The organism is Ktedonobacter robiniae (genome assembly GCF_016587375.1).
GTDB lineage: Bacteria > Chloroflexota > Ktedonobacteria > Ktedonobacterales > Ktedonobacteraceae > Ktedonobacter > Ktedonobacter robiniae.
Genome location: NZ_BNJG01000001.1, coordinates 3,622,136 through 3,643,999, shown reverse-complemented (window position 1 = coordinate 3,643,999; position 21,864 = coordinate 3,622,136). Strand labels below are relative to the sequence as shown.

The 21,864-nt window shown below is 53.8% G+C and carries 20 protein-coding genes; 15 read left to right on the top strand and 5 right to left on the bottom strand.

Annotated features, from left to right (window positions below):
• The first annotated feature begins 496 nt into the window (after positions 1–496).
• From JMJ04_RS15230 to JMJ04_RS15200, 7 genes are all read left to right on the top strand, one after another.
• Positions 497–2,023 carry a 30S ribosomal protein S1 gene (locus JMJ04_RS15230; protein ID WP_201371310.1) on the top strand — a complete coding sequence of 509 codons (1,527 nt, stop codon included), beginning with the start codon at positions 497–499 and terminating at the stop codon, positions 2,021–2,023.
• 831 nt (positions 2,024–2,854) lie between these two features.
• Positions 2,855–5,386 carry an ATP-dependent Clp protease ATP-binding subunit gene (locus tag JMJ04_RS15225; RefSeq protein WP_201371309.1) on the top strand — a complete coding sequence of 844 codons (2,532 nt, stop codon included), beginning with the start codon at positions 2,855–2,857 and terminating at the stop codon, positions 5,384–5,386.
• A gap of 167 nt (positions 5,387–5,553) precedes the next feature.
• Complete coding sequence (gene radA, locus JMJ04_RS15220) at positions 5,554–6,975, top strand: DNA repair protein RadA (RefSeq protein WP_236038033.1); 1,422 nt, start codon at positions 5,554–5,556, stop codon at positions 6,973–6,975.
• 345 nt (positions 6,976–7,320) lie between these two features.
• Positions 7,321–8,496 carry a PIN/TRAM domain-containing protein gene (locus tag JMJ04_RS15215; protein WP_201371307.1) on the top strand — a complete coding sequence of 392 codons (1,176 nt, stop codon included), beginning with the start codon at positions 7,321–7,323 and terminating at the stop codon, positions 8,494–8,496.
• Between the two features lie 191 nt (positions 8,497–8,687).
• Positions 8,688–9,383, top strand: coding sequence for a 2-C-methyl-D-erythritol 4-phosphate cytidylyltransferase (gene ispD, locus JMJ04_RS15210; RefSeq protein ID WP_201371306.1), 696 nt, complete (start codon positions 8,688–8,690; stop codon positions 9,381–9,383).
• Between the two features lie 2 nt (positions 9,384–9,385).
• Positions 9,386–9,856 carry a 2-C-methyl-D-erythritol 2,4-cyclodiphosphate synthase gene (gene ispF / locus JMJ04_RS15205; protein ID WP_236038162.1) on the top strand — a complete coding sequence of 157 codons (471 nt, stop codon included), beginning with the start codon at positions 9,386–9,388 and terminating at the stop codon, positions 9,854–9,856.
• An 81-nt stretch (positions 9,857–9,937) separates the two neighbouring features.
• Positions 9,938–10,603, top strand: coding sequence for an SDR family oxidoreductase (locus JMJ04_RS15200; RefSeq protein WP_201371304.1), 666 nt, complete (start codon positions 9,938–9,940; stop codon positions 10,601–10,603).
• A 58-nt stretch (positions 10,604–10,661) separates the two neighbouring features.
• Here the strand turns inward: JMJ04_RS15200 and JMJ04_RS15195 are convergent, their stop codons facing one another.
• Positions 10,662–11,012, bottom strand: a complete 351-nt coding sequence (locus JMJ04_RS15195; RefSeq protein ID WP_236038032.1) for a 4a-hydroxytetrahydrobiopterin dehydratase — start codon at positions 11,010–11,012, stop codon at positions 10,662–10,664.
• Between the two features lie 33 nt (positions 11,013–11,045).
• On the bottom strand, positions 11,046–11,294 hold the full coding sequence (locus JMJ04_RS15190; protein ID WP_201371302.1) for a twin-arginine translocase TatA/TatE family subunit: 249 nt from the start codon (positions 11,292–11,294) through the stop codon (positions 11,046–11,048).
• 397 nt (positions 11,295–11,691) lie between these two features.
• On the opposite strand from JMJ04_RS15190, the gene JMJ04_RS15185 reads away from it, so the two are divergent.
• Entirely contained in the window at positions 11,692–12,411 is a 720-nt protein-coding gene (locus tag JMJ04_RS15185) for a hypothetical protein (protein ID WP_201371301.1), read from the top strand.
• 274 nt (positions 12,412–12,685) lie between these two features.
• Positions 12,686–13,372, top strand: coding sequence for a hypothetical protein (locus JMJ04_RS15180; protein WP_201371300.1), 687 nt, complete (start codon positions 12,686–12,688; stop codon positions 13,370–13,372).
• Positions 13,373–13,437: 65 nt separating this feature from the next.
• Here JMJ04_RS15180 and JMJ04_RS15175 read toward each other — a convergent pair whose 3' ends face one another.
• Positions 13,438–13,689, bottom strand: coding sequence for a phosphorylase family protein (locus JMJ04_RS15175; protein WP_201371299.1), 252 nt, complete (start codon positions 13,687–13,689; stop codon positions 13,438–13,440).
• Between the two features lie 669 nt (positions 13,690–14,358).
• On the opposite strand from JMJ04_RS15175, the gene JMJ04_RS15170 reads away from it, so the two are divergent.
• Positions 14,359–14,859, top strand: coding sequence for a hypothetical protein (locus tag JMJ04_RS15170; protein ID WP_201371298.1), 501 nt, complete (start codon positions 14,359–14,361; stop codon positions 14,857–14,859).
• Between the two features lie 133 nt (positions 14,860–14,992).
• Here JMJ04_RS15170 and JMJ04_RS15165 read toward each other — a convergent pair whose 3' ends face one another.
• Positions 14,993–15,826, bottom strand: a complete 834-nt coding sequence (locus JMJ04_RS15165; RefSeq protein ID WP_420799482.1) for a purine-nucleoside phosphorylase — start codon at positions 15,824–15,826, stop codon at positions 14,993–14,995.
• 230 nt (positions 15,827–16,056) lie between these two features.
• Between JMJ04_RS15165 and JMJ04_RS15160 the strand changes: the two genes are divergently transcribed.
• Positions 16,057–16,869: a hypothetical protein gene (locus JMJ04_RS15160; protein WP_201371296.1), complete on the top strand. Its 813-nt coding sequence runs from the start codon at positions 16,057–16,059 to the stop codon at positions 16,867–16,869.
• A gap of 133 nt (positions 16,870–17,002) precedes the next feature.
• On the opposite strand, the gene JMJ04_RS15155 is transcribed toward JMJ04_RS15160, so the two are convergent.
• Positions 17,003–18,001, bottom strand: a complete 999-nt coding sequence (locus JMJ04_RS15155; RefSeq protein WP_201371295.1) for a hypothetical protein — start codon at positions 17,999–18,001, stop codon at positions 17,003–17,005.
• Between the two features lie 261 nt (positions 18,002–18,262).
• On the opposite strand from JMJ04_RS15155, the gene ispE reads away from it, so the two are divergent.
• The 4 genes from ispE (at position 18,263) to JMJ04_RS15135 (ending at position 21,727) form a co-directional block, all read left to right on the top strand.
• Positions 18,263–19,204 (top strand): 4-(cytidine 5'-diphospho)-2-C-methyl-D-erythritol kinase, encoded by a 942-nt coding sequence (gene ispE / locus JMJ04_RS15150; RefSeq protein ID WP_201371294.1) that lies wholly within the window; start codon positions 18,263–18,265, stop codon positions 19,202–19,204.
• A gap of 284 nt (positions 19,205–19,488) precedes the next feature.
• The gene (locus JMJ04_RS15145; RefSeq protein WP_201371293.1) at positions 19,489–20,010 is read left to right on the top strand and encodes a glycosyltransferase family 9 protein; all 522 of its coding nucleotides are present in this window, start codon (positions 19,489–19,491) and stop codon (positions 20,008–20,010) included.
• Positions 20,001–20,510, top strand: a complete 510-nt coding sequence (locus tag JMJ04_RS15140) for a glycosyltransferase family 9 protein (protein WP_201371292.1) — start codon at positions 20,001–20,003, stop codon at positions 20,508–20,510. The genes JMJ04_RS15145 and JMJ04_RS15140 overlap by 10 nt, the downstream gene beginning before the upstream one ends.
• Positions 20,507–21,727 carry a glycosyltransferase family 9 protein gene (locus tag JMJ04_RS15135; protein WP_201371291.1) on the top strand — a complete coding sequence of 407 codons (1,221 nt, stop codon included), beginning with the start codon at positions 20,507–20,509 and terminating at the stop codon, positions 21,725–21,727. The genes JMJ04_RS15140 and JMJ04_RS15135 overlap by 4 nt, the downstream gene beginning before the upstream one ends.
• Positions 21,728–21,864: the final 137 nt, after the last annotated feature.

Sequence of the window (21,864 nt, the reverse complement as noted above, 5' to 3'; positions counted from 1 at the left end):
CTTGCATTATTATGATACAATGTGAAAGATAGAAAAACATCGGAGAGCATTGCGAAAAGGCCGCGTATTGTCTTGCATTCAAGGACAGCTTTTGGTATAATTACAACATCGAGTGGGGGTATGCTTTGTCCAGGCGCGTTTCTGTGTCTTAACTAGGGCCTACCTTGCCTGTGCGTATCGTTTCGTATCACCGTTCTGTAGAGCAAAGCAACAGGTCGCGACAGATATTCTGGCTAGCCAGAAGCTGTATTGATGGCCGAAACGACTACCGCCTAAGCATCTCCTCCGATAAACCCAATTCCGATGGCACACTCCCCAGGCATAAAAACTGAAGGTCCATCTCGTTTTCACAACTCATTCTGGCCATGTGCCAGCAAACACGAAGACAAGCATAAAGCAGCATAAAGCATTTTTTACCGCATGCACAAAACGAGAAACTGGGCTGGAGTGTCCCTCTGAAACGGGCAAAAACCGTGGATCGAAGGGGGTTTCACCCATGCAAGTAGAAAAGCACGGCGACCTTTCGACAATGCCAGCGGAAAATCCTAACAGCGGGCGGGTACAGACGATGATCGAAGGCAATGATCCTCAAGTAGAAAACAACAATCCAAGCATCACGCACGAAGACGTGGAAGACTTCAACCAGAACGACATGGAAGCCTTGCTGGCGTCCTCGCCAATGACAATCGGTATCAAACGAGGCGATGTCGTTGAAGGTGTTATCGTGCGTATCGATCAGGATGAGATCCTGGTTGATATCGGCTTGAAGTCAGAAGGCGTTCTCTCCACGCGAGAGCTGCCCTCCAGTGGTTATGGCTCCTTTGAGGAGCTGCACAACGACGACAAAGTTCTGGTCTATGTTATTCAGCCAGAGACGTCGGAGGGACATGCAGTCCTCTCGCTCAAGCGAGCCAACACCGAGCGCCAGTGGCGTATCGCGGAAGAGCAGTTCAAAAACGGCGAGCTCCTCAAAGCCAAAGTCATTGACTTTAACAAGGGCGGCTTGATCGTTGACGTGAACGGCATCCGTGGTTTCGTGCCTATCTCTCAGATCCTCAACCTCAAACGGGAAGAGGTCGCAGCTGGCGGCGAGAATCAAGAGACCGCTGCCAAGTTGCAGGCGATGAAAGACAAAGAGCTCCAGCTCAAGATTATCGAGATCAATCGCGCGCGCAACCGCTTGATCCTTTCTGAGCGTATGGCCGTTCAGGAATGGCGCCAGCGTCGCCGCGAAGAGCTTCTCGAGGAGCTTAAGCCCGGCGAAGTACGCAAGGGTGTGGTCAGCAATCTGGCCAACTTCGGTGCCTTCGTCGACCTGGGTGGTGCAGATGGACTGGTCCACATCAGCCAGTTGGCCTGGAGCCGCGTCAATCACCCAAGCGAAGTATTGCATGTCGGCCAGGAGGTCGAGGTACAGGTCCTCAGCGTTGATAAGGAGCGCAAGAAAATTGCCCTCTCGATCAAGCGCGCAGAGGTCGATCCCTGGACCACGGTTGAGCAACGCTACACGCCTGGTCAGCTCGTCAATGGCACAGTCACCAAGATCGCTCCCTTCGGTGCGTTTGCGCGCATTGAAGATGGCATCGAGGGCCTGATCCACCATTCTGAGCTGGCTCCCGGCACTGATCCTAAGTCGATCTTGCAGGAAGGCGCCCAGTTGCAGCTTCGCATCCTGCGCATCGATCCCGAGCGCCGTCGCCTTGGGTTGAGCCTGCGCCAGGTAGATGAGCCAGAGCCAGAGGGTGCTGAGCAACAACAGCCAGAGGCAAGCGCCGCCACCACGGAAGAGGCCGCTTCAACCGCCGCTTCGGCCACGCGTGAGCCCATGCCTTCCCTGGAGTCCACCACGCCCTCCCTTGAGAGCGCGGCCACCACGGAAGAGCGCAAGCGTGAGCGCGCTCCTCAACGTGAGCGTGGCGCCGAAAGCAAAGCGGAGGACGAGGGCGAGACGACCGCGATGGCTGAGGCCTTCCGCGCCGCAGCTCGCCAGCGCGCCAAGGACGAGACTGAGCCTGCTGAATAAGAGCAGCGCTCTGGTGCGAGCCACGACCAGCATAGCTGTGGCTCGCACCATAAAGTTTCTACCTCCCCGCTACCTATCGCATACGCGAGGTAGTTGGGAGGTTCCTTGTTATATTGACCGCATTTACATGTAGCTACCCTTTTTAAACGTTGCACACATAGCACTTTTGGGCCTTCTTGACGCGCCAAATTCCGTGTAGTATGATGAAATGCGCAGTTAATAGGGTCAGTTTTCGCAATTCTTTAAAAAGGGTTCGAGAGGTTCAAGGAATTCTTTCCAACGTCGAGGTGGTGGGGGAGGATAAAACTGGACACACTTCACTTTTGGTCAGAGTACAAGAGAGTTGATCTCACTTGCGTCACTTGCACCTTAGCAATCTGTCTCCCTCTTTACACACCGGGCGCTGGCAAGAACAGTGTTCCATTTCCAGACCACGTGCCTATCTCAGTTGTTCCATTTCCCTGCTTATCACCCGGTAACCATCCCAATCCTACACAGGAGTGGCTGAGACATTCACACAGAGGGAGGCTTTTTTGAACCAGTTTTGCTCTCTCGCTTTCGTCGCGCACACGCGACAAAGGCCGCGCACCTGAACAGATGAAGCAGACAACTTCTTCAGGACGCGTTCCTCTACTATAGGAATTGGTTAAGAGGTCGATTGTTTCTCAGTAAGCAGTATGAGACGTATAGACGTATAACGACAGACGGGAGGCTACGGTTGTTATCCTTGACGCTGTATGTTGGGTGTTGTATGATGAATCACACGGTTTACCTGAGCGACACAGAGGGCTCGGTTCCACCCTCTGCCACTGAAAGGGGGGTGACAAACAGGTGAACGATAGAGATAGGTTTGATAAATTCACAGAGCGCGCCAGAAAAGTTCTGAGTCTCGCTCAAGAGGAAGCCCAGCGCTTCCAACACAACTATATCGGTACAGAACATCTTCTACTCGGCCTTGTGCGTGAAGGAGAGGGTGTTGCTGCCAAAGTATTGGCAAATCTCGGTGTCGAACTGAACAAAGTTCGTAGCGCCGTTGAATTTATTATCGGGCGCGGAGACCGCATCGTGCTCGGCGAGATTGGCCTGACGCCTCGTGCGAAGAAGGTTATCGAGCTGGCTGTCGATGAGGCTCGTCGCCTGAATCACCATTATATCGGTACAGAACATCTCCTGCTCGGGTTGGTTCGTGAAGGCGAAGGCATTGCCGCAGGCGTTCTGGAGAGCCTGGGTGTCAACCTTGAAAAGGTCCGCACTCAGACCATTCAGGTGCTTAGCCAATCTAATCCTCCCCATGAACGGGATGCTAAACATTCGAAAACACCTACCATCGATCAGATGGGCATTGACCTGACCGCAGCCGCTCGTGCTGGCACGCTCGACCCGGTCATTGGTCGCCACCAGGAAATTGAACGCGTCATCCAGATTCTCTCCCGCCGCAATAAAAACAATCCCGCGCTTATTGGTGAACCGGGTGTTGGTAAAACGGCAATCGTGGAAGGGCTGGCCCAACGCCTGGTGTCTGGTGAGGTTCCTGAGACCCTCGCCAATAAACGTCTGCTGACACTTGATGTTGGCTCGCTGGTCGCTGGTACTAAATATCGCGGTGAGTTTGAGGAACGCCTCAAGAAAATTATTGAGGAAATTCGCAATAGTCGCGACTGCATCATCTTTATCGACGAGGTACATACCCTGGTCGGTGCCGGTGCCGCTGAAGGCGCGGTCGATGCAGCCAACATTCTCAAACCCGCCCTCTCACGCGGTGAGTTGCAGTGTATCGGTGCCACCACGCTCGACGAGTATCGCAAGTACATCGAGCGCGACGCCGCACTTCAGCGCCGCTTCCAGGAAGTTATCATCCGTGAGCCTTCGGTTGAGGAAACCATTGAGATCCTCAAGGGTATCCGCGAACGCTATGAGCAACACCATCGCCTGATTATCACCGATGAGGCCCTCAGAGCCGCAACCGAAATGGCCAGTCGCTATATTACCGACCGCTTTATGCCCGACAAGGCTATCGATCTGATCGACGAGGCAGCCAGCCGTGTGCGTATGCAAAACTCACTCGCTCCTCTCAATCTTAAAGAAGCCATGAAAGGTCTGGAATCGGTCCTACGCGAGAAAGAAGCCGCTATTCAGCAGCAAGAGTATGAATTGGCTGCCGAACTGCGTGACCGCGAAGTGAAGCTGCGCGAGCGTATCGCAAAGCTTGAGTCCGGTTGGCAGAAAGAGCGCGGCTCCGATAAGCCGACTGTTGGCGAGGAAGAGATCGCTCAGATCGTGTCGATGTGGACCGGGATCCCGGTAATGCGCATCGCACAGGAAGAGTCTCAGCGCTTACTCCAGATGGAAGAGGCGCTCCACTCCCGCGTTATCGGTCAGAACGAGGCTATCGAGAAGATCTCGCGCGCCGTCCGCCGCGCACGCGCCGGCCTGAAAGATCCCAAACGTCCGATTGGTTCCTTCATTTTCATGGGTCCCACCGGCGTTGGTAAAACTGAGCTTGCTCGTACGCTTGCCGAGTTTATGTTCGGCAGCGAAGAGGCCCTGATCAAAATTGACATGTCAGAGTTCATGGAGCGCCATGCCGCGGCTCGCCTGGTTGGTGCCCCTCCTGGATATGTCGGCTATGAAGAGGGCGGTCAGCTCACCGAGGCTGTGCGTCGTAAGTCCTATAGTGTGATCCTGCTCGACGAAATCGAGAAGGCTCACCCCGATGTCTTCAACATGCTGCTTCAGATCCTTGAAGATGGTAAGCTGACAGACGCCAAGGGACGCACTGTAGACTTCCGTAACACTATCATCATCATGACATCGAACGTCGGTGCCTCCTTGCTAAACAAGGAAGCGTCCATGGGCTTCCGCCAGTCGAAGGACAAGGCGAAGGCCAACCAGGCCGAATACGATTCCATGAAGGGGAAAGTGCTCGGCGAACTACGCAATACCTTCAAACCTGAGTTCCTAAACCGTATCGACGAGGTCATCGTCTTCCATTCCCTGCGGATGGAGGAAATGTACTCGATCGTCGATCTCCTGCTCAACCGCGTCCGCACACAGCTGACCGAGCAGCAGGTTGAACTAGTCGTACCGCAGCCCGCGAAGGACTTCTTGATTGAGAAGGGCTTCGATCCGCAGTATGGTGCTCGCCCGTTGCGTCGCACCATTCAGCGTATGGTCGAAGATCCGCTGGCGGAAGGTCTGCTCCAGGGTAAGTTCCATCCTGGTGACCTGATCGAGGCAAGCATTGTGGATGGCGATCTTGATCTACAAGTTCGCAATCGCATCGAGCAATTGCCGTCTCCCGCAGCTCCCGAGGCCGCGCTCTCGGCTGGTAGCGAAGGTAATCCTTCCGGTTCCGAATCCTAGGAGACAAGTCCGTGGGGCATGTTGTTGCATGCCCCACATTTCTTCTTGTCGACGTAAGACTAAGACTTGTTCCGCTCGCTTTTCGCGAACTGGACAAGTCTCTCTGCCTGACGATTCTTCAGGCAGCCCTTGTATTTTCTCTCGCCTATAACATTCAAAGCGTTAATATGGCAAAAGTACGCACAAAATACGTCTGTCAGCAATGTGGTGGTGAACAGAATAAGTGGATGGGGAAATGCCCCGATTGTGGTGCATGGAATACGCTGGAAGAGGTTGCAGAGGCCTCACCGAGCCAGAACGCGACCCAACAACGTCGCCAGGCTCTCCTCACGCATGCCCCACTCACCCAAGGCACCAACGTGCCAGTTGTCCTTCCCGAGATCCAACCCCTTAGTCAGCCCCGCATCTCCGTGGGCTATCCAGAAATGGATCGCGTGCTAGGGAGTGGTCTCGTTCCAGGCTCTGTCATTCTCATTGGTGGCGAACCTGGTATCGGTAAATCAACACTTTTACTCCAGGTTTCAGGCGCGATTGCTCAACAGGTCGGGCCAGTTCTCTATGTCTCGGGCGAAGAATCAGTCGAACAGGTGAAGATGCGCGCGGAACGCCTGGAGATCGCAGGTGAACGCCTCTACCTCCTGGCTTCCATTGAGCTGGACACGATTACAGAAGCTGTGCATCGCCTCAAACCATCACTACTGATTGTCGATTCAATTCAGACACTAATTGCCAGCCATCTCACCGCCGCCCCTGGTAGCATTAGCCAGGTGCGCGAATGTACCTTGCAGCTCATGCAGCTTGCCAAGAGCAGCCATGTCCCCGTTTTCATCATCGGGCACGTAACAAAAGAAGGGACCGTTGCTGGCCCCAAGGCGCTTGAACACATCGCGGATGCCGTGCTCTACCTGGAAGGCGAGCGCTATCACTCCTATCGTTTGCTGCGTGGTGTAAAAAACCGCTTTGGCGCTACCCACGAAGTTGGCGTCTTCGAGATGCAGGGCGAGGGCATGGTAGAGGTTTCCAATCCCTCGGCCGTCTTCCTGGCTGATCGCGACGCGGATGCTACCGGCTCGGCTATTGTGGTGAGCATGGAGGGAACACGTCCACTGCTCGTTGAGGTACAGGCCCTCGTTACTCCCAGCAATTTCGGCAATGCCCGCTGCACTACCAATGGCATTGATCATAATCGCCTCCTGATGCTCCTGGCTGTCCTGACCAAACGCGTCGGGCTGGCGGTCGGCAGCCATGATGTTTATGCCAACGTCATCGGCGGTTTTAACCTGGAGGAGCCTTCCATCGACCTCGGCGTGGCCGCGGCCATTGCGTCGAGTTATCGCGAGAAGAATGTCCCTTCCGATATGGTTCTGATCGGCGAAGTCGGGCTCTCAGGAGAATTACGAGCCGTGAGCCGCCTGGCGATGCGCGTCCGCGAGGCAGCCAAACTTGGCTTTAAACGCTGTATCGTTCCTAGCGCAGTCGGCAAAGGCGCACGCGTCCGCGCCGAACTAGAAGAGGCAGGACTACCCGGTGACTTTCAAGTGCTTACTGCAAGTAGTCTTGCGGTAGCGTTGGAGATTGCACTACACTAGTAATAGAGCAATCACATGATCTCTCTATTACGCATGCAGGTCTTCTACGTGTCTTGCTGTGTCACTATTCTCAACGGGAGAAAGGCAAGTCTTCGCATGGTTGTTGATACCTGTACAGAAAACATGTATACTGCGTAATCAATACGTTGTTTTCGTTGCTCAATAGGCATTTTTCTGCTAACTTGTAAACATGCACTCGTGTGTCGCAGGAATAGGCAACATTTTTCGCACTTATTCTTTTTGTTTTTATCACCGCCGTTACCTGCACGGGCATGCAGAACACTGCTATTTGAGCGCATACTTACTTTATGCACTTTACCGTGCACTGCGACGGAGGATGCAGGGATGTTCGTTAACACTTTATCACGCATTATTGGCTGCCTGGTAGCAATTGGGGCAGTAGTCAGTTACTACGCCTACCAGCTCACGCATGTGCCACCACGCACACTTATTGGCTGGCAATGGATCGCTGTCATCGCTGTCATCGTCGGTATTATCGCCTTTATTCTTACTCCCTACTTGACAGTGATCCCCTACGTGTGGATGCGCGACAAGATCCGCAAAACCGCCGCCAGCGACCTGGTAGCTGCCGCCATTGGCTTGACGGTTGGCCTGATCATCTCGGCCCTGCTGGCAATTCCGCTCACCAGTCTGCCTGAGCCTGTGGGACATATCCTGCCCTTCGTGGGAGCCGTCCTCTTCGGCTACCTGGGCGTAGCGATTGCTGTCATGCGCAAGAACGACATCGCCAGCCTCTTCCAAAGCTCTCTGCTCCGCCGGCGTGAGCGTGACGAAGAGCGCGAGAGTGAGCGCGAGAGCAAGCGCAAAGATCGCGATAAGGACCGCGGTCTCCAGATAGGAGTGCAGTCTCCCATCCTGCTCGACACCAGCACGATCATCGATGGTCGTATCGCCGACATTAGCCAGACTGGCTTCATCAGCGGCACCCTGACGGTTCCGCGCTTTGTGCTCAATGAACTCCAGCGCATCGCCGACTCCGCCGACACCATGCGCCGCAATCGCGGGCGTCGTGGCCTGGAGATTCTCAACCGCTTGCAGAAAGATGCGACCGTGCCGATTGAGATCGTTGATACAGATATCGAGGGCATCGCCGATGTAGATGGTAAGCTGGTCAAGATGGCCAAAGAACTTCACTGCCCCATCATCACCAATGACTTTAACCTCAATCGCGTGGCGGAACTACAGGGAATTAAAGTCCTCAATATCAATGAGCTGGCAAATGCCATCAAACCTGTGCTCTTGCCAGGAGAAGATATTCACATTAAAATTATGCAGGATGGCAAAGAGCTTGGGCAGGGTGTTGGCTATCTCGATGATGGCACCATGATTGTGGTTGAGAACGGTCGCTCATATATGAACATGACCATTGAGGTAACCGTCACCCGCGTTCTGCAAACGGTGGCGGGACGCATGATCTTCGCTCACCCCAAGCCACAGCCACAGAGTGGAGCCACCACGACATCCATTCAGTCACCAACCAAACAACGACAAATGCAATAAAGCGTGCGCCTTCAGCGCGAGGCACGCCCCCACAAGACTGAAAACCCTGGTCGGCACCCCTCTGCGGGTGCCTTCTTTTTGACCCGTTGAGCACCTATCACCTCGTCTCATTCCAGGTGGTAGGGAACACGGAGAGACGCTAGCACACGCTCACTACGGAGAAAGGCCGAGGAATAGCTCCTCATAGTATTATGCAAGAAACGTCAGCCGCCGTTATTGTGGCCGCAGGTTCCAGCCGGCGCATGCAGGGCCGAGATAAGCTCTGGCTCTCGCTTGCGGGCCGCGTAACCCTGGCTCATACCATCGATACCTTCCAGGCTTCGCCTCTCATAGATACCATTGTGATCGTGACCAACGCGGAGCGCCTTGCCGATGTGGACGATCTTTGCCAGCGCGAACAGTGGCAGAAAGTCATCGCGGTCATTCCCGGTGGCGCTCGCCGCCAGGACTCAGTTCGTCATGGACTCGACGAGCTGGCACGACAGGTCCCCACCTGCCGATGGGTCATGATCCATGATGCCGCGCGACCCTTTGTAACCCAGGACATCCTGGCCGCGGGTCTCCTGGCCGCACAAGAGCATCAAGCGGCCATTGCCGCCGTTCCAGTGAAAGATACCATCAAACAGGTACGCGAGGGCATCATTACTGAGACGCCTGACCGCGCACTCTTGTGGGCTGTGCAGACCCCCCAGGTCTTTGCCTTCCCACTCATTCACCAGGCCCATCATACACCGCTCGCACAGGAGGATATGACGGACGATGCGACCTTGCTTGAGCGCCTGGGGCATGCCGTCGCCGTCTTTCCCGGCTCGTACACCAACATCAAGATTACCACCCAGGAGGATCTCCTCTTTGCGGAAGTTTTTATCAAAGGACAAACACGATGACAATGCGTATTGGTACTGGCTATGATGTACACGCCTTCGCGCCCGACCGCCCCCTCATCCTGGGAGGCGTCCAGATCCCTTATGAGTATGGCCTGGCCGGCCATTCAGACGCGGACGCCGTTCTGCACAGCGTGGTCAACGCGCTAATGGGGGCCGCGGCACTCGGCGATATCGGGCAACACTTCCCCTCCGAAGATCCTCGCTGGAAGGATCAACCCAGCACTGTTTTTCTGGAATATACCCGCGACCTATTAGAGCAACACCAGTGGAAAATCAGCAACATTGATGTGATGATCATTGCCCAGCGCCCAAAGCTCGCGGGACACTGCCTGGCCATGCGTGAACACATCGCCAAACACCTGCGCCTGGATATTGACCAGGTCAGCGTAAAGGCCGCCACCACCGATGGCCTAGGCTTTGTCGGACGACGCGAAGGCATCGCCTGCCAGGCCGTGGCGCTTCTCGAACGCTAACCATAGGCGACATTCCAGGATAGTACCGCGCTATACAATAGACACATAGAAACATGTTTTGTAAGGAGTGGTAGATTATCCATGGCACAATTTACTGGACGTGTCCTGGTACTGGGAGCCAACGGCGAGACAGGGCGCCAGGTGGTGGCCTCCCTCCAGGCAAAACATATTCCCGTCCGCGCTGTCGTTCGTAGCGCACAAAAAGCGGCGGGCCTGAACTCATCCAATACAGAAATTGTGATCAGCGAACACCTCAACGAGGAGACGCTGGAGGATGCGATGCAGGGGGTCAGCGCGGTTATTAGCACCATTGGCACCCGCTCGATGAGCGACTTGGAGCTTATCGAGGAGAGCGAGTACACCACTGTTATGCATCTTATCACGGCAGCGAAAGCAACGGGTATCCAGCAAGTAGTGCTTTGCTCTTCCATGAGCACCAACAAGCCCGAACGCATCCCTCCCCTGACCCGGGTTCTCCGCGCCAAATATAAGGCCGAGCAAGCTTTAATCGCGAGCGGTCTGACCTATACCATTGTCCACCCGGGAGGCCTGAACAACGAACCAGGCGGCGAGGATATCTTTGTGGCTCCCCATCCCCTGCCAACCGATGGTATGATTTCGCGCCAGGACGCCGCAGAAGTCCTGGTACAGGCTCTTCTGCAACCAGAGGCACTCAACAAGAGCGTAGACGTCATTAGCCTCTCAGGGCAGGGACCCGCCACTCGCCCAGGCCTCTTTCGCGTCTAGCCAGAGAAAAAAGCAGGCAACAGCACCTACTTGCCTGCTTTCTTACTTCAAATTCTACCTACTTTTTGAGGGCATTAAAAAGTCCTTCAGTTTTGGCGGCCATAATAAAGTCATTGCGATGCAGGCCGCGAATGGCATGCGTCCACCACGCCACATCCACCAGGCCCCACTGGAGCGTAATGGCGGGATGATGCCCCTCTTGCTCTGCCAGGGTCCCTATCTTGTTTGTCAATTCCAGGGCGGTGGCAAAATCTTTGACCTTGTACCGGCGCTCCAGGTGCAGCACACCCTCATGCTCAACAGTCTTCCAACCGGGAATTTCAGCGATATAGCTGTTGATCTCTTCGGCTGTGGCACGAGGTGACTCAGCACGGCACGCCTCACATTTCATAGAAGCCAGTTCTGCCATTATAGCCATTTCTCCTGAGACAAGGGAACGTCGCTATTCAGCTTTTTTCTCTTCGAGCAACATCTTCTGCACGGCTTTGCCAGGGTTGGAGACCGCATTCACCTGGTCTTTCAGTTTCGAAAAATCTTCAACCGGCACTTCAGCCATAAACTTATCTTTGGCCTGCTTGGCCTGTCCCGCAGTTTTACCGGCGCTATGCATAAACGAAGAGAGGGTCTTCGGGCCAAAGATGGCCAGCACTACCACGGCCAGAACCGCAAGTTCTAAGGGATGAAAACCCATATAATCAGACTCCTTTGTCGAGCGTCATGGGTCCAATATCATACCAATACCATACCCAGGTCCCGCTCTCAACGATCCTTCCATTTCCATATTCTACCATATTGTTTGCAGTTCACCCTGCAAAAAATACTGCCCCAAATTGATAGAGGCATGCGTTCTCTTTTCACAGAGAGCATATCTCTACCCAGCACTTCCCCACACCCCCTACACTGGGTAGGCCAACCGGTTCTCCCCCATGACACCGGTTGGCCTCTCTTTCGCGACACAGATTATCTGGATCACTCAAGACTACCAATTTGGCCTATCACGCAAGAAATCATATGTCATCTTTACTAAAGCATGGTATGATAAGGAAACATATCGGTCAGAAAGACACAAGAAAGAGCATACACACCACATGCCCGCATCGCCATTTAAAACACCTTCAAGGGGACAGGACAACTATCTGTCGCCCACTCACACAATCAACCCACGCTCGCCATACACACAAGGTGGAAGCGTGGTGGGTGTCATCATTATCGCTATGCTCCTCTTCGCGCTCTCAGGACTGATTCTTGGTATGACCGTGGGCATCTTCCAGCACCTCAAAGGCCCACAAAAAAGCCCACAAGCGCTGGCCGCCACTACCCACATTACGGCGACCAGCACCCATACCACGCCCATCAACAAAGTTCCGCTCAACTGCCCCTTGATCGATCAGGGTGTCTACCAGGGCGTAGCCAACGGCGAGGTTGCGTATACACTCTCAGCGCATGCCGTCGATAAATCTGGCACATGTACCAAATCTGGGAATGCTATTCACCAGAAAGGCATCACCTTCAGGCTCTGGCTGACAAAAGTTCCCAGTAACAAACGCATCGATATTCCTGCATCTACCTGGTCAGACCTCAACAAGCTCCAGTCTCCTCTTACGCATGAGATCGCCAACGGGCTCCAGTTCGACGCCACCACGCCCCAGGTGCAAGCAAGCAATGGTCAGGGACAGGGAACCTGGAAATTTGGCGTCTCGCCCGAGGTAAAGCCTGGGACCTACTACCTCGTTGTGCTAACAGACTGGGATGGCACCTACGCCAACTGGACCTGGCTCTATTTCACAGTCAAAGCAGCTCACGCCTGAGCACACAAACGAGCAGAGCCACCTTGCTTCCCCCTTTTAAATGCCGCCAGTTTCACATTCTCATGAGTATGATCTTATTCCGAAACCCAACGTCACTGCCGTGACTAGCGCTTCGCGCTCAGGGTTTCGGATCAGAAGTACGTCCCCATTTTGGGCTACACTTAGTCCTGTTTTCTAATCCCCTTCTCGCCAGCATGGTATCATGAATACGTATCAACAAAATATTTAGATATACACACAGAGTATTTCATGAGAAGAAGAGAGCGCTTGCAGCATGCAACAATATGATCGCAATAATCTACCAACCACAGATACGCTCCGCACGAAGAGCCGTTCCCAGACAGTAATCACCACCGCCCTTTTGCTGTTTGCCATTACAGGCCTGCTTTCTGGCTTCACATATAACGCCATGAATCGCCCACCCAAAAATACACCGCCCACAACGAATATTACCAAACAATCACCGGTCGCAACAAAGACACAAACGCCCACTTCCTCCCCTACGACCCAGCCTACAGTCAATGTGGCGGCAGTTGGCTTAGGGTGCCCTCATCCAACGCTAGATCAATATACATTGAAAGCAGATGGTACAACAACCTATACTACAAGCATCCAGGCTACATCTAAAAAATCAGGAACTTGTGAGGGCGAGGCATTAAAAGCTTCTGGTATTACCTGCAAAATGTGGCTTACCAAAGACCAAAATTACAAACAAACACTTGATAGCGCAAAAGATGCCTTACTGAAGAGTGTTATCCAACCTATGCCAAATGAAGAGCAAAACGCGCTAGTCTTCGACAGCAACACACAACAAGTACAACCCTGTGACAATGATGGTAAGGTATCCTGGAAGTACAAGGTAGCAACTTCGGTTGCTCCCGGCGCTTATTACCTCATCTTCCTAACCAACTGGCAAAGCCAACGCTACAACTGGAACGCTCGTGCAATTACGATCCAATAAGAAGATGGTTTGGATACGTGGTGTTCACTACTTCCTGCGCGCTTGCATGGTTCACTTCTTACTGCTCATCGCCCATGGCCATATTCGCAACCAGGCTCATGCCCCAGGACGCGCATCGCCATATGCCAAGCAATAACGGCCTCAGATGTGGTGGGCATGTCCATCGCATCTGAGCCAATCAGGCGCAGGAAGCGCAGCTCGGTTTTGCTCTTAAACTGCGGACCCACCTCCATGGTATAGACACCCTCGTGTAGATGCAGACCAGGAACATCCTGCGTCGCCTCCCGCACGAGCACGCAACTCTGGACTGTAGACATTGGCCAGCGCCGGGAAGCGCTCACTGTTGGGACTAATCAGAGGAACCATCCCCACCATGCCCGGTAAAAAGATATGTTCACTCATCAGCATCACATCGTCTGGTTTATGCCCAGGATTGACGCCAACAGCATTAGTGACAATCAATATTCGTTATCCCAACACATAGATGCAGAGCAAAGGCAGCGTGATCTGAACCGTATTAGGTTCTTCATCCTTTCGTAGCAGGATGAAGAACCCCACATTATAGTCTTCTTATAACTTTTTCCCCTTTTCCTTCTTCCCTCTAGTCATAGCATTATTATCTTCACGCGAGGTGGTTTTAACTACTTCATACATCTATTTATCGTCATAAGGCACTCTCTTACAATCTACCTCTTTTATAAATTACTTTTGATTTTATAGCGCCTCTAGGTTTTTATATCTCTATAGGTATTCATAGGGATATAAAACAAATACACTATACCAAACGTTACAAAATAACATAAAGCTACATATACTGAAACAGAATATCACATCTACAAGATACTTGAAAAAAATATTGTCTTATTATACAATTAAAAACAAGTATATATTTTTACTTAGGCTTCTACAAAAGAATGCCTTATTTTTTGGTATTTTACTCAAAACATGAAAATACCAGTATTGCTTTGTAAGGAGACATAGCAATCATGTTTAGTACAAATTTAAGAAAAGGGATTGTTTCTCGAATTACTCTCGTAATCTTGGTTAGCAGCATACTTAGTTTGACATTAGCTTTCGTACCAGGCTTCTCAACTCCCAAAGCACATGCAGCTACCTCAACTCCCAAAGCACATGCAGTTGCAGCTGGCTGTTCTGGTGGTGCACTAACTGGAACAAATGTTTATGATTCTTATGGGCACTTAGAGGGATCACTTGGCCTCTACTGGCTCTGTTCCACCAATGGAATAGCGGCTTCGTTTTGGAGCAATAACAACACTTGGCAACATGTGTATGTATACGTAGAATATACTGATTATCCCGGATATCTGGAAAATAGCGCAGGATATCGTGCTAACAGTGTTTTTTGGACGGGATCATATTTTGACATGAGCAAATGTTACTATGGAGAGGTTGATCTAGTAGATAATAGAGGTGTTAATAATTGGGTCGGTACCGCTAGCATAGCACCTCTTGGCGATTGTCACTAATAGCGTTTTCTGAGCTGGCAGTACCAGGTCAGTACATCGGTCCAACCTGGTACATACTATCTCGTCTATGTCGTTGACTGGAAGGGGCAACGCTTCAAGTGGAGCTATATGCAAGTCACGATAGCCTAATCGCTTATAGCAGGGCCAACCTGCGCAAAATTCCTCGCGCCAGGGTGGCGAACTTCGGACGTGCGGCGTTCGCCACCTCCAGCACGCTCACATGATCCACCTCTTCCTGCTCCGCGCCCGTGGCGGTATTCGTAATCAGGCTCATGCCCAGGACACGCATCTCCATATGTCGGGCAATTACAGCCTCAGGCACCGTCGACATGCCTACTGCGTCCGAGCCGATCAGGCGCAGGAAGCGCAGCTCGGCCTTGCTCTCAAACTGTGGACCCACAACCATGGTATAGACGCCCTCGTGTAGGCACAGGCCCGGAACATCCTGCGCCGCCTCACGTGCTAGCGCTCGTAACTCCGCGTTGTAAGCGTTGGCGACCGCCGGGAAACGCACGCCAAAGCGCTCATCGTTGGGTCCAACCAGGGGACTCATCCCCACCATACCCGGTAAGAAGATATGATCGCTCATCAACATGACATCGCCCGGCTTATACTCGGGATTGACTCCACCGGCGGCATTGGTGACAATCAGGGTCTGCGCGCCCAACTGGTGCATAACACGCACAGGCAGCGTGATCTGGGTCGCGTTATAGCCCTCATAGAGGTGAAAGCGCCCCTGCATGATAACCACAGGCACGCCTGCCAGGGTCCCAATAAGTAATTGACCTGCATGGCCAGCCACAGTCGAGCGCGCAAAGTGGGGTATTTCTTCGTAGGGCAACGCTACGGCGTTCTCAATCTCCGTCGCCAGATCTCCTAGCCCAGACCCCAAAATCAAGCCCACCAGGGGCTTCTGGGGCGCACGAGCTTGAATAGCTTCCGTCGCCTCCATCACCTGTTCGTATATCACGATTTGACTCCTTTAGCGTTTGTTTGCTCTGTTCTCCCTCCTCTCCCACTACCATCCTGCTATTATCTTCGCACAAGACGCAACCCATAAGGGGCTCCTGCCGGGCCTCGCGAAAACGTGCTATAATGCACACAACATCCAGTTTGATCAGAACCGTTTTCTACTCTATTGCATCGCACTGGCCACCAGGGAGGTGGCCGTGAAACGATAAGGAGACACGTTAGGATATGGCTAAACTGCATGATTTGTTTACGCAGGCACGCCGGGCGCGAAGTGGTAGCGGGATGGGCTTTTTGGGCAAAAGCAGAGCCGAATCCAAGGCGCACGCCGCCGCCATCGTCGTCGAGTTTCCCACGGTTAGCGCGGGCAGCGCGGAAGCAGCGCTCAAAGCCGGTGCCGATGGGCTGCTTTTTCAATGGGACGGCAAAGATAGCGCTGCTCTCTCCGCACTAAAGCAAGAGCTTGACGCAGCACGCTCCTACCAGGAGGATATAGTCCTCGGGCTGCACCTGGCTGGCAATGGCGAATCGCTCAATGGCGAAGCTATTACCAGTATCAAAGAGCAGGGCTTCAATTACATCACGCTGCCATTAAATGCGCCAGCACACCTCCTGGCTCAGGAGTCCAAAGATGTAGAGAAGGTCGTCATCCTCCCCGTCCAAAATATCATGTCGCCGCTCCGCTCGGGCGATGTTTCACCATACTTTACTATTCGTAACCTGTCTGGACTCGATGGCATTGCCGCGATTCTCCTGGACTTCGATATCGAGAAGCCATTTGGCTCCCTGAGCATCGAGGATATTCTCCATTACAATACCGTTCGTGGGTCCGTCCAGCATCCTGCTTTCATCCGTGTCGGTGGGCGCCTCAATGAGAACGATACCCGCACCCTCAAGGCCCTCAATGTCCAGGGTGTGGTGCTGGAAGCAGATAAGAGCCTGGAGACCACCCAGGAGCAGGTAAAAGCGCTCCGCGCCCTCCTGGAAAAGCTCCACGAGGAGAAGGGGGATTCCTCCTCACCGTTCTCGCTTCAACGCTAAATAAAAAGCGACTTCTCGCCACTACGTGGCTCGCAGGGTAGTAATGTGTTGCTGGCAAGCTGGCCTTGAGCTAGCCTGCCAGCAACACATTACCCTATACGAAGCATACAAGCGCAGGCGATGAGGATGGAAATTATTTACTGCCTGTATCAACGGGCTTCTCGTCAGGTAGGGCGATAGCGGGGACACGCGGGAGCGTGGATTGCCGCCAGAAGAGTTGCTTGCGCGGAATACGCCGTAGGAGGCCCCTGGTCGTTTCCCAGACCTGCTCGGGACGTTCATTGTTGCGCCAGTAGTAATAGCAGGCGATCTCGTCTGGATCAGCGCTACATAATTTCTTAAAGGCGACCTCCAGCTCTGGTTCCTCCGCTTCACGCAGGTTATAGTTCTGTAACCAGAGCTGACTGCGCTTCTCCTGCCTCCTGGTCAGTTCAACGAGCTTGCGTCCCCATTCCTCAACCTTCGCGACATCCTCCCCCAATAATTGCCAGAAGAGATGGCAGCCCATCGTATCAAGCTCAGGAATAGTCGCCAACTCCTCCATCAATTCCAGGTCCTGGGGCAAGAGCACAATGGTCGTAGTGATCCTGGAGTTTATGCGCTTCACGGATTCAAATAGCTCACCAAAGAAGTCCACCATGGAGCGGCGCCGAAAGTGTTCCAGATCGGTAATATCTGGGCAGAGCGCACGACATACCGGGCAATAACAGGTAATCTCGGGGCCGCGCGGCTCATCGATCAGCAGGCCACTAATAGGGTAATTCTTCAGATAAAATTCGATCTCCCCCAGGAGCCAGGAGCGGAAGGGCTCATGATTGTAACAGGTCATCCCGTGGTGACGCCCATGCCGATCCTGCACACGCGATTGTGGATGCCGAAAGGTGTACCAGCTTGGCATATGTGAGGGACCTGCAAAAAGATTGCCATAGCGCCCAAGGCTAAGGATGATTTTGAGACCAGCATCCTGTGCTTGTCGTAACCCTCGCTCCAGATCCTTTCCCCAACGCTGCTCCTCTTCTTCGTGAACGGCATAGACAATGCTATTTGCCCCAGCCGCACGAATCTGCTCAAAATCACGTTTAACCATCTCAGGGTGAAATAAAGGATGGAAATAGGCGACGGTAATATCCATTGACATCAAACTCCAGAAATAGGCATTCTACGCGAAGCTCTACACAAGCCATCAATACATGTTTATGTCAGAGTATATCATAACCTCGCTCGTTTCATCTTGTTAAAGGGGATTTCTAGGCTATCCACTATAGCCAATGTTGCTTGCCTGTGCGCTTGCTCTTCTAAATGAGAGAACGATAAAACATCTCACTTTTGCGATGCCTAGGCGAGCGCAACAAAAAAGCTTGACAATCACAGGCATTCAAGGCACAATGCAGGCATGGGAAACGCATATACCACATCACAATCAACAGGCTACACTGGCTCGACGCCTGGACGGACGCGCTTCGTTCAATCATACGCCAAAATTAATCTAACCCTCGATGTCCTGGGACGGCGCGCGGATGGCTTTCATGAGCTTGTCACGCTGATGCAAACACTAGATATTTACGATACCATCTGTGTCAGCGAAATTGAGGAACCGCGAGTCGAGATTACCTGCTCACGACCAGAGTTGAGCACGGCAGAGAATCTGATCGTGCGCGCTGTGCAGGCCGTGCGTCAGCGCCTCTCATTAGAGCATGGTTTTGTCATTGAGCACCAGAAGCGCGTTCCCGTGGCGGCTGGCCTGGGTGGCGGAAGTAGCAATGCCGCCGCGACGCTGCTCCTGCTGAAAGAGGGCTGGAATCTGCCGCTTTCAATGGTTGACCTGCATGAAATCGCGGCTGCCCTGGGTTCAGATGTACCCTTCTTCCTGAGCGGTGGCCTGGCCCTATGCGAGGGACGCGGCGAGCGCATCACGCCTCTTGCCCCCCACTGGCCACAGGCTATGCGCTGGCTCATCCTGCTCAAGCCAGCTATCAGCGTCTCGACCGCCCTGGTCTTTCGCAATCTCTCCCCTGCCGACTATAGCGATGGCGCCAGTAGCCGCAAAATACAGGACGCGCTCGCGCACAAGAGCAATTTCCAGCTTTCAGATCTACATAATAGCCTCCAGCGTGGCGTGCTTGAACGCTATCCTGAAGTCGCGCAGGCTCGTGAAGGTATGCTCCGGGCGGGTGCGGCCCATGTCTTTCTCTCTGGTAGTGGTCCCACACTCTTCGCACCCTTCGCACAATTGAGCAACACTTCCCAGGTCTATCAACAGTTGCTGGCGCAAGGCTACGAAGTCTACCTGACACGCGCCATCTATCCACAAGGAACAGAGGCAAGCTTCTTCTAGGGCCTTCCCGACCACACCGGTCCCAACTTCTCTCTCAGTGAGCAGAAATCTGTTACAATAATGCCATTGCGGTAACAAGAGAACATGTTCAATAACGACATGTGTCGATAGAGAGAAGTTGGAGGTTTCCAGCCCTGCGTCAGCATATTATCAGTGCACTTTGCACGCTTCTGCGCTTCCCATTTGCGCTTCTCGATTTATTTCGCGCTCCTTTCGTGCAACGCGCCAAAAAACATCCACGCTCCATTGTCATTATCAAACCTTGCTGTCTAGGTGACTTGATCATGACCACGCCTCTGCTGGAGGTGCTACACCGAGCTTATCCTGAAGCACGTATCACCTATGTAGCGGGTTCCTGGTCGAAAGTCATTCCCGAGCACCATCCAGCCGTGGACGAGGTCATCGACTGTGGCTCTGTTGGCATTCCTGGTCGCTACAGCCTGCGCGAATATAGGTCCTTTGCTCGTCGCCTGCGTGCTTCGCACTTTGATATGGCCTTCGTGCTTGATCGTTCGCCGATGCTGACCCTGCTCCCCTGGCTCGCGGGCGTGCCAAGACGTGTTGGACCAGATAGTAAGGGGCGTGGCTTCTCCCTCACAGATCGCGTTCCAGTCTCATCCTCGCCTGAACATTTGCAGCACGAAGCCGATATCTACCTCGACCTGGCGCGTGCGCTAAAGCTTCCTATTGAGCAGCCACGCATGCGCTTTGTGCCTACGCTCCAGGAGCGCCAAACGGCGCAACACTACCAGGGAACACAGATCGCCGTCTTTGTCGGGGTGGCAGTAATCCCGGCATGGATCTGACGGCCAAGCGCTGGCCCCTTGAGCGCTATCGTGCCCTGGTGCAGAAACTGATATGGGATCTGGGTGCGCGTGTCCTGCTTATTGGCGGTCCTGGCGATGCTCCACTGACCCAGCAATTGCTGAAAGGCCTGGAGGTGCCTATGGGCAGCGTCCTGGACCTGGCTGGCAAGACCAGCATTGGCGAGTTGGCAGCACAACTCGAAGCCTGCTCGCTCTACATTGGCAACGATAGCAGTCCCATGCACCTGGCCGCCGCCGTCGATATTCCCGTCATAGGCATCTTTGGGCCAACCAGTCCCGAGGAGTATGGCCCCTATCCCACCAATGATCCCAGGCATATCGGCCTGTGGAAGCATCCCACACGTCAGCCCTGCTTCTTCCTGGGCAAGATGCGCGAGTGCCAGAATTGCACCTGTATGCAAGCAATCACGGTGGAGGATGTCTGGGAGGCAGTTCAACGCCTGGTTCCTAGCAGCAGCGATCACGAGGTGCGCCAATGAAACTGGCTCTACGCACGCTGATTCTCCTCCTGGTCCGTCTCCTGGGCTGGCCTCGCATCCAGCGAGTACGTAAACAGCCAGAAGAGAAACCGCGTATTCTGCTACTGCGCCCAGACCACCTGGGCGATATGGTGCTGGCAACGCCCGTCCTGGATGCGCTACGCGCGCAACTCCCCGAGGCACATATCGCGATGATGGTTGGTCCCTGGTCCAGCGCTATTGTCGAGCGCCACCCGGCCCTGGATGAACTCATTCCCTGCGCTTTTCCAGGCTTTCAGCGCGCCTCCCAGCATCCACTCGCGCCTTACATGCTTCTGTTCAAACTGGCAAAGCAGCTACGCGCTGGCAACTACGATGTCGCGATCAACCTGCGGCCCGACTTCTGGTGGGGTGCTGCCCTCGTCTACCTGGCGGGTATTCCCCGTCGTATTGGCTACGCGCTCCCGCCTGCGACATCATTCCTCTCATGCGCACTCCCTTTTCCTGAGCATCAGCACTCAACCTTCTATAACCTGGAGCTGGCCAGTGTGGGCCTACAAGCTCTTGGGCAGCCTCCCCTGGAGACGCCTTTCACGCCGGAACGCTATCCACTTCGCTTTGAGCCAACGGAGCAAGAGCGGCAGTGGGTGGCTCAGACGCTGCATGATGCCGGAATCGCGCCTGAGGCACCTGTCGTGGTCATTCACCCCGGCACCGGTGGCTCGGTCAAGCTCTGGCGCTCGGAAGCCTGGGCGACCTGCGCCAACCAGCTCCAGGCCTCTTATCCTTCGCTCCGCTTTGTCTTGACCGGGACACCAAAGGAGCGTCCCTTGCTGGAAGAGGTCGCTGAGGGGATGGTCACACAACCGCTCTGCATCAGCGATAGCAGTGTGGGACAGCTTGCGGCGTTGCTGCAACGCGCCAGCCTCGTGATGGGCGTGGATAATGGTCCCCTGCACCTCGCAGTCACGCAAGATGTGCCAAGCATACGCATCTTTGGTCCAACCGATAGCCGCATCTTTGGTCCCTGGGGCGCTCCTGCGCGTCATCGCGTTATCACTTCAACACAGCGCTGTCCCGGCTGCCCAAGCATCCCGTGCGGACGCCTGGACTTTACAGCTGAAGAGCTTCCCCAGCACCCTTGCGTACGCGTAGTGTCTGAAGAGAGCGTGCTCGCGCTCGCCAGAAATATCCTCTCTCCCGTAAACGACGCGCATAATACTTCTTCGCGTTCTTGAACCGCATGCTAGACGTGCGCTAATCTGGGTAGCCCATGCTCACCCTGGTTGGCGCACTTCTCCCTCCATGTTCTATACTGAGAACATAACCCCCATTAAACCATGCCGCAAGGCCGCTTGAAGGAGTTTTACATACT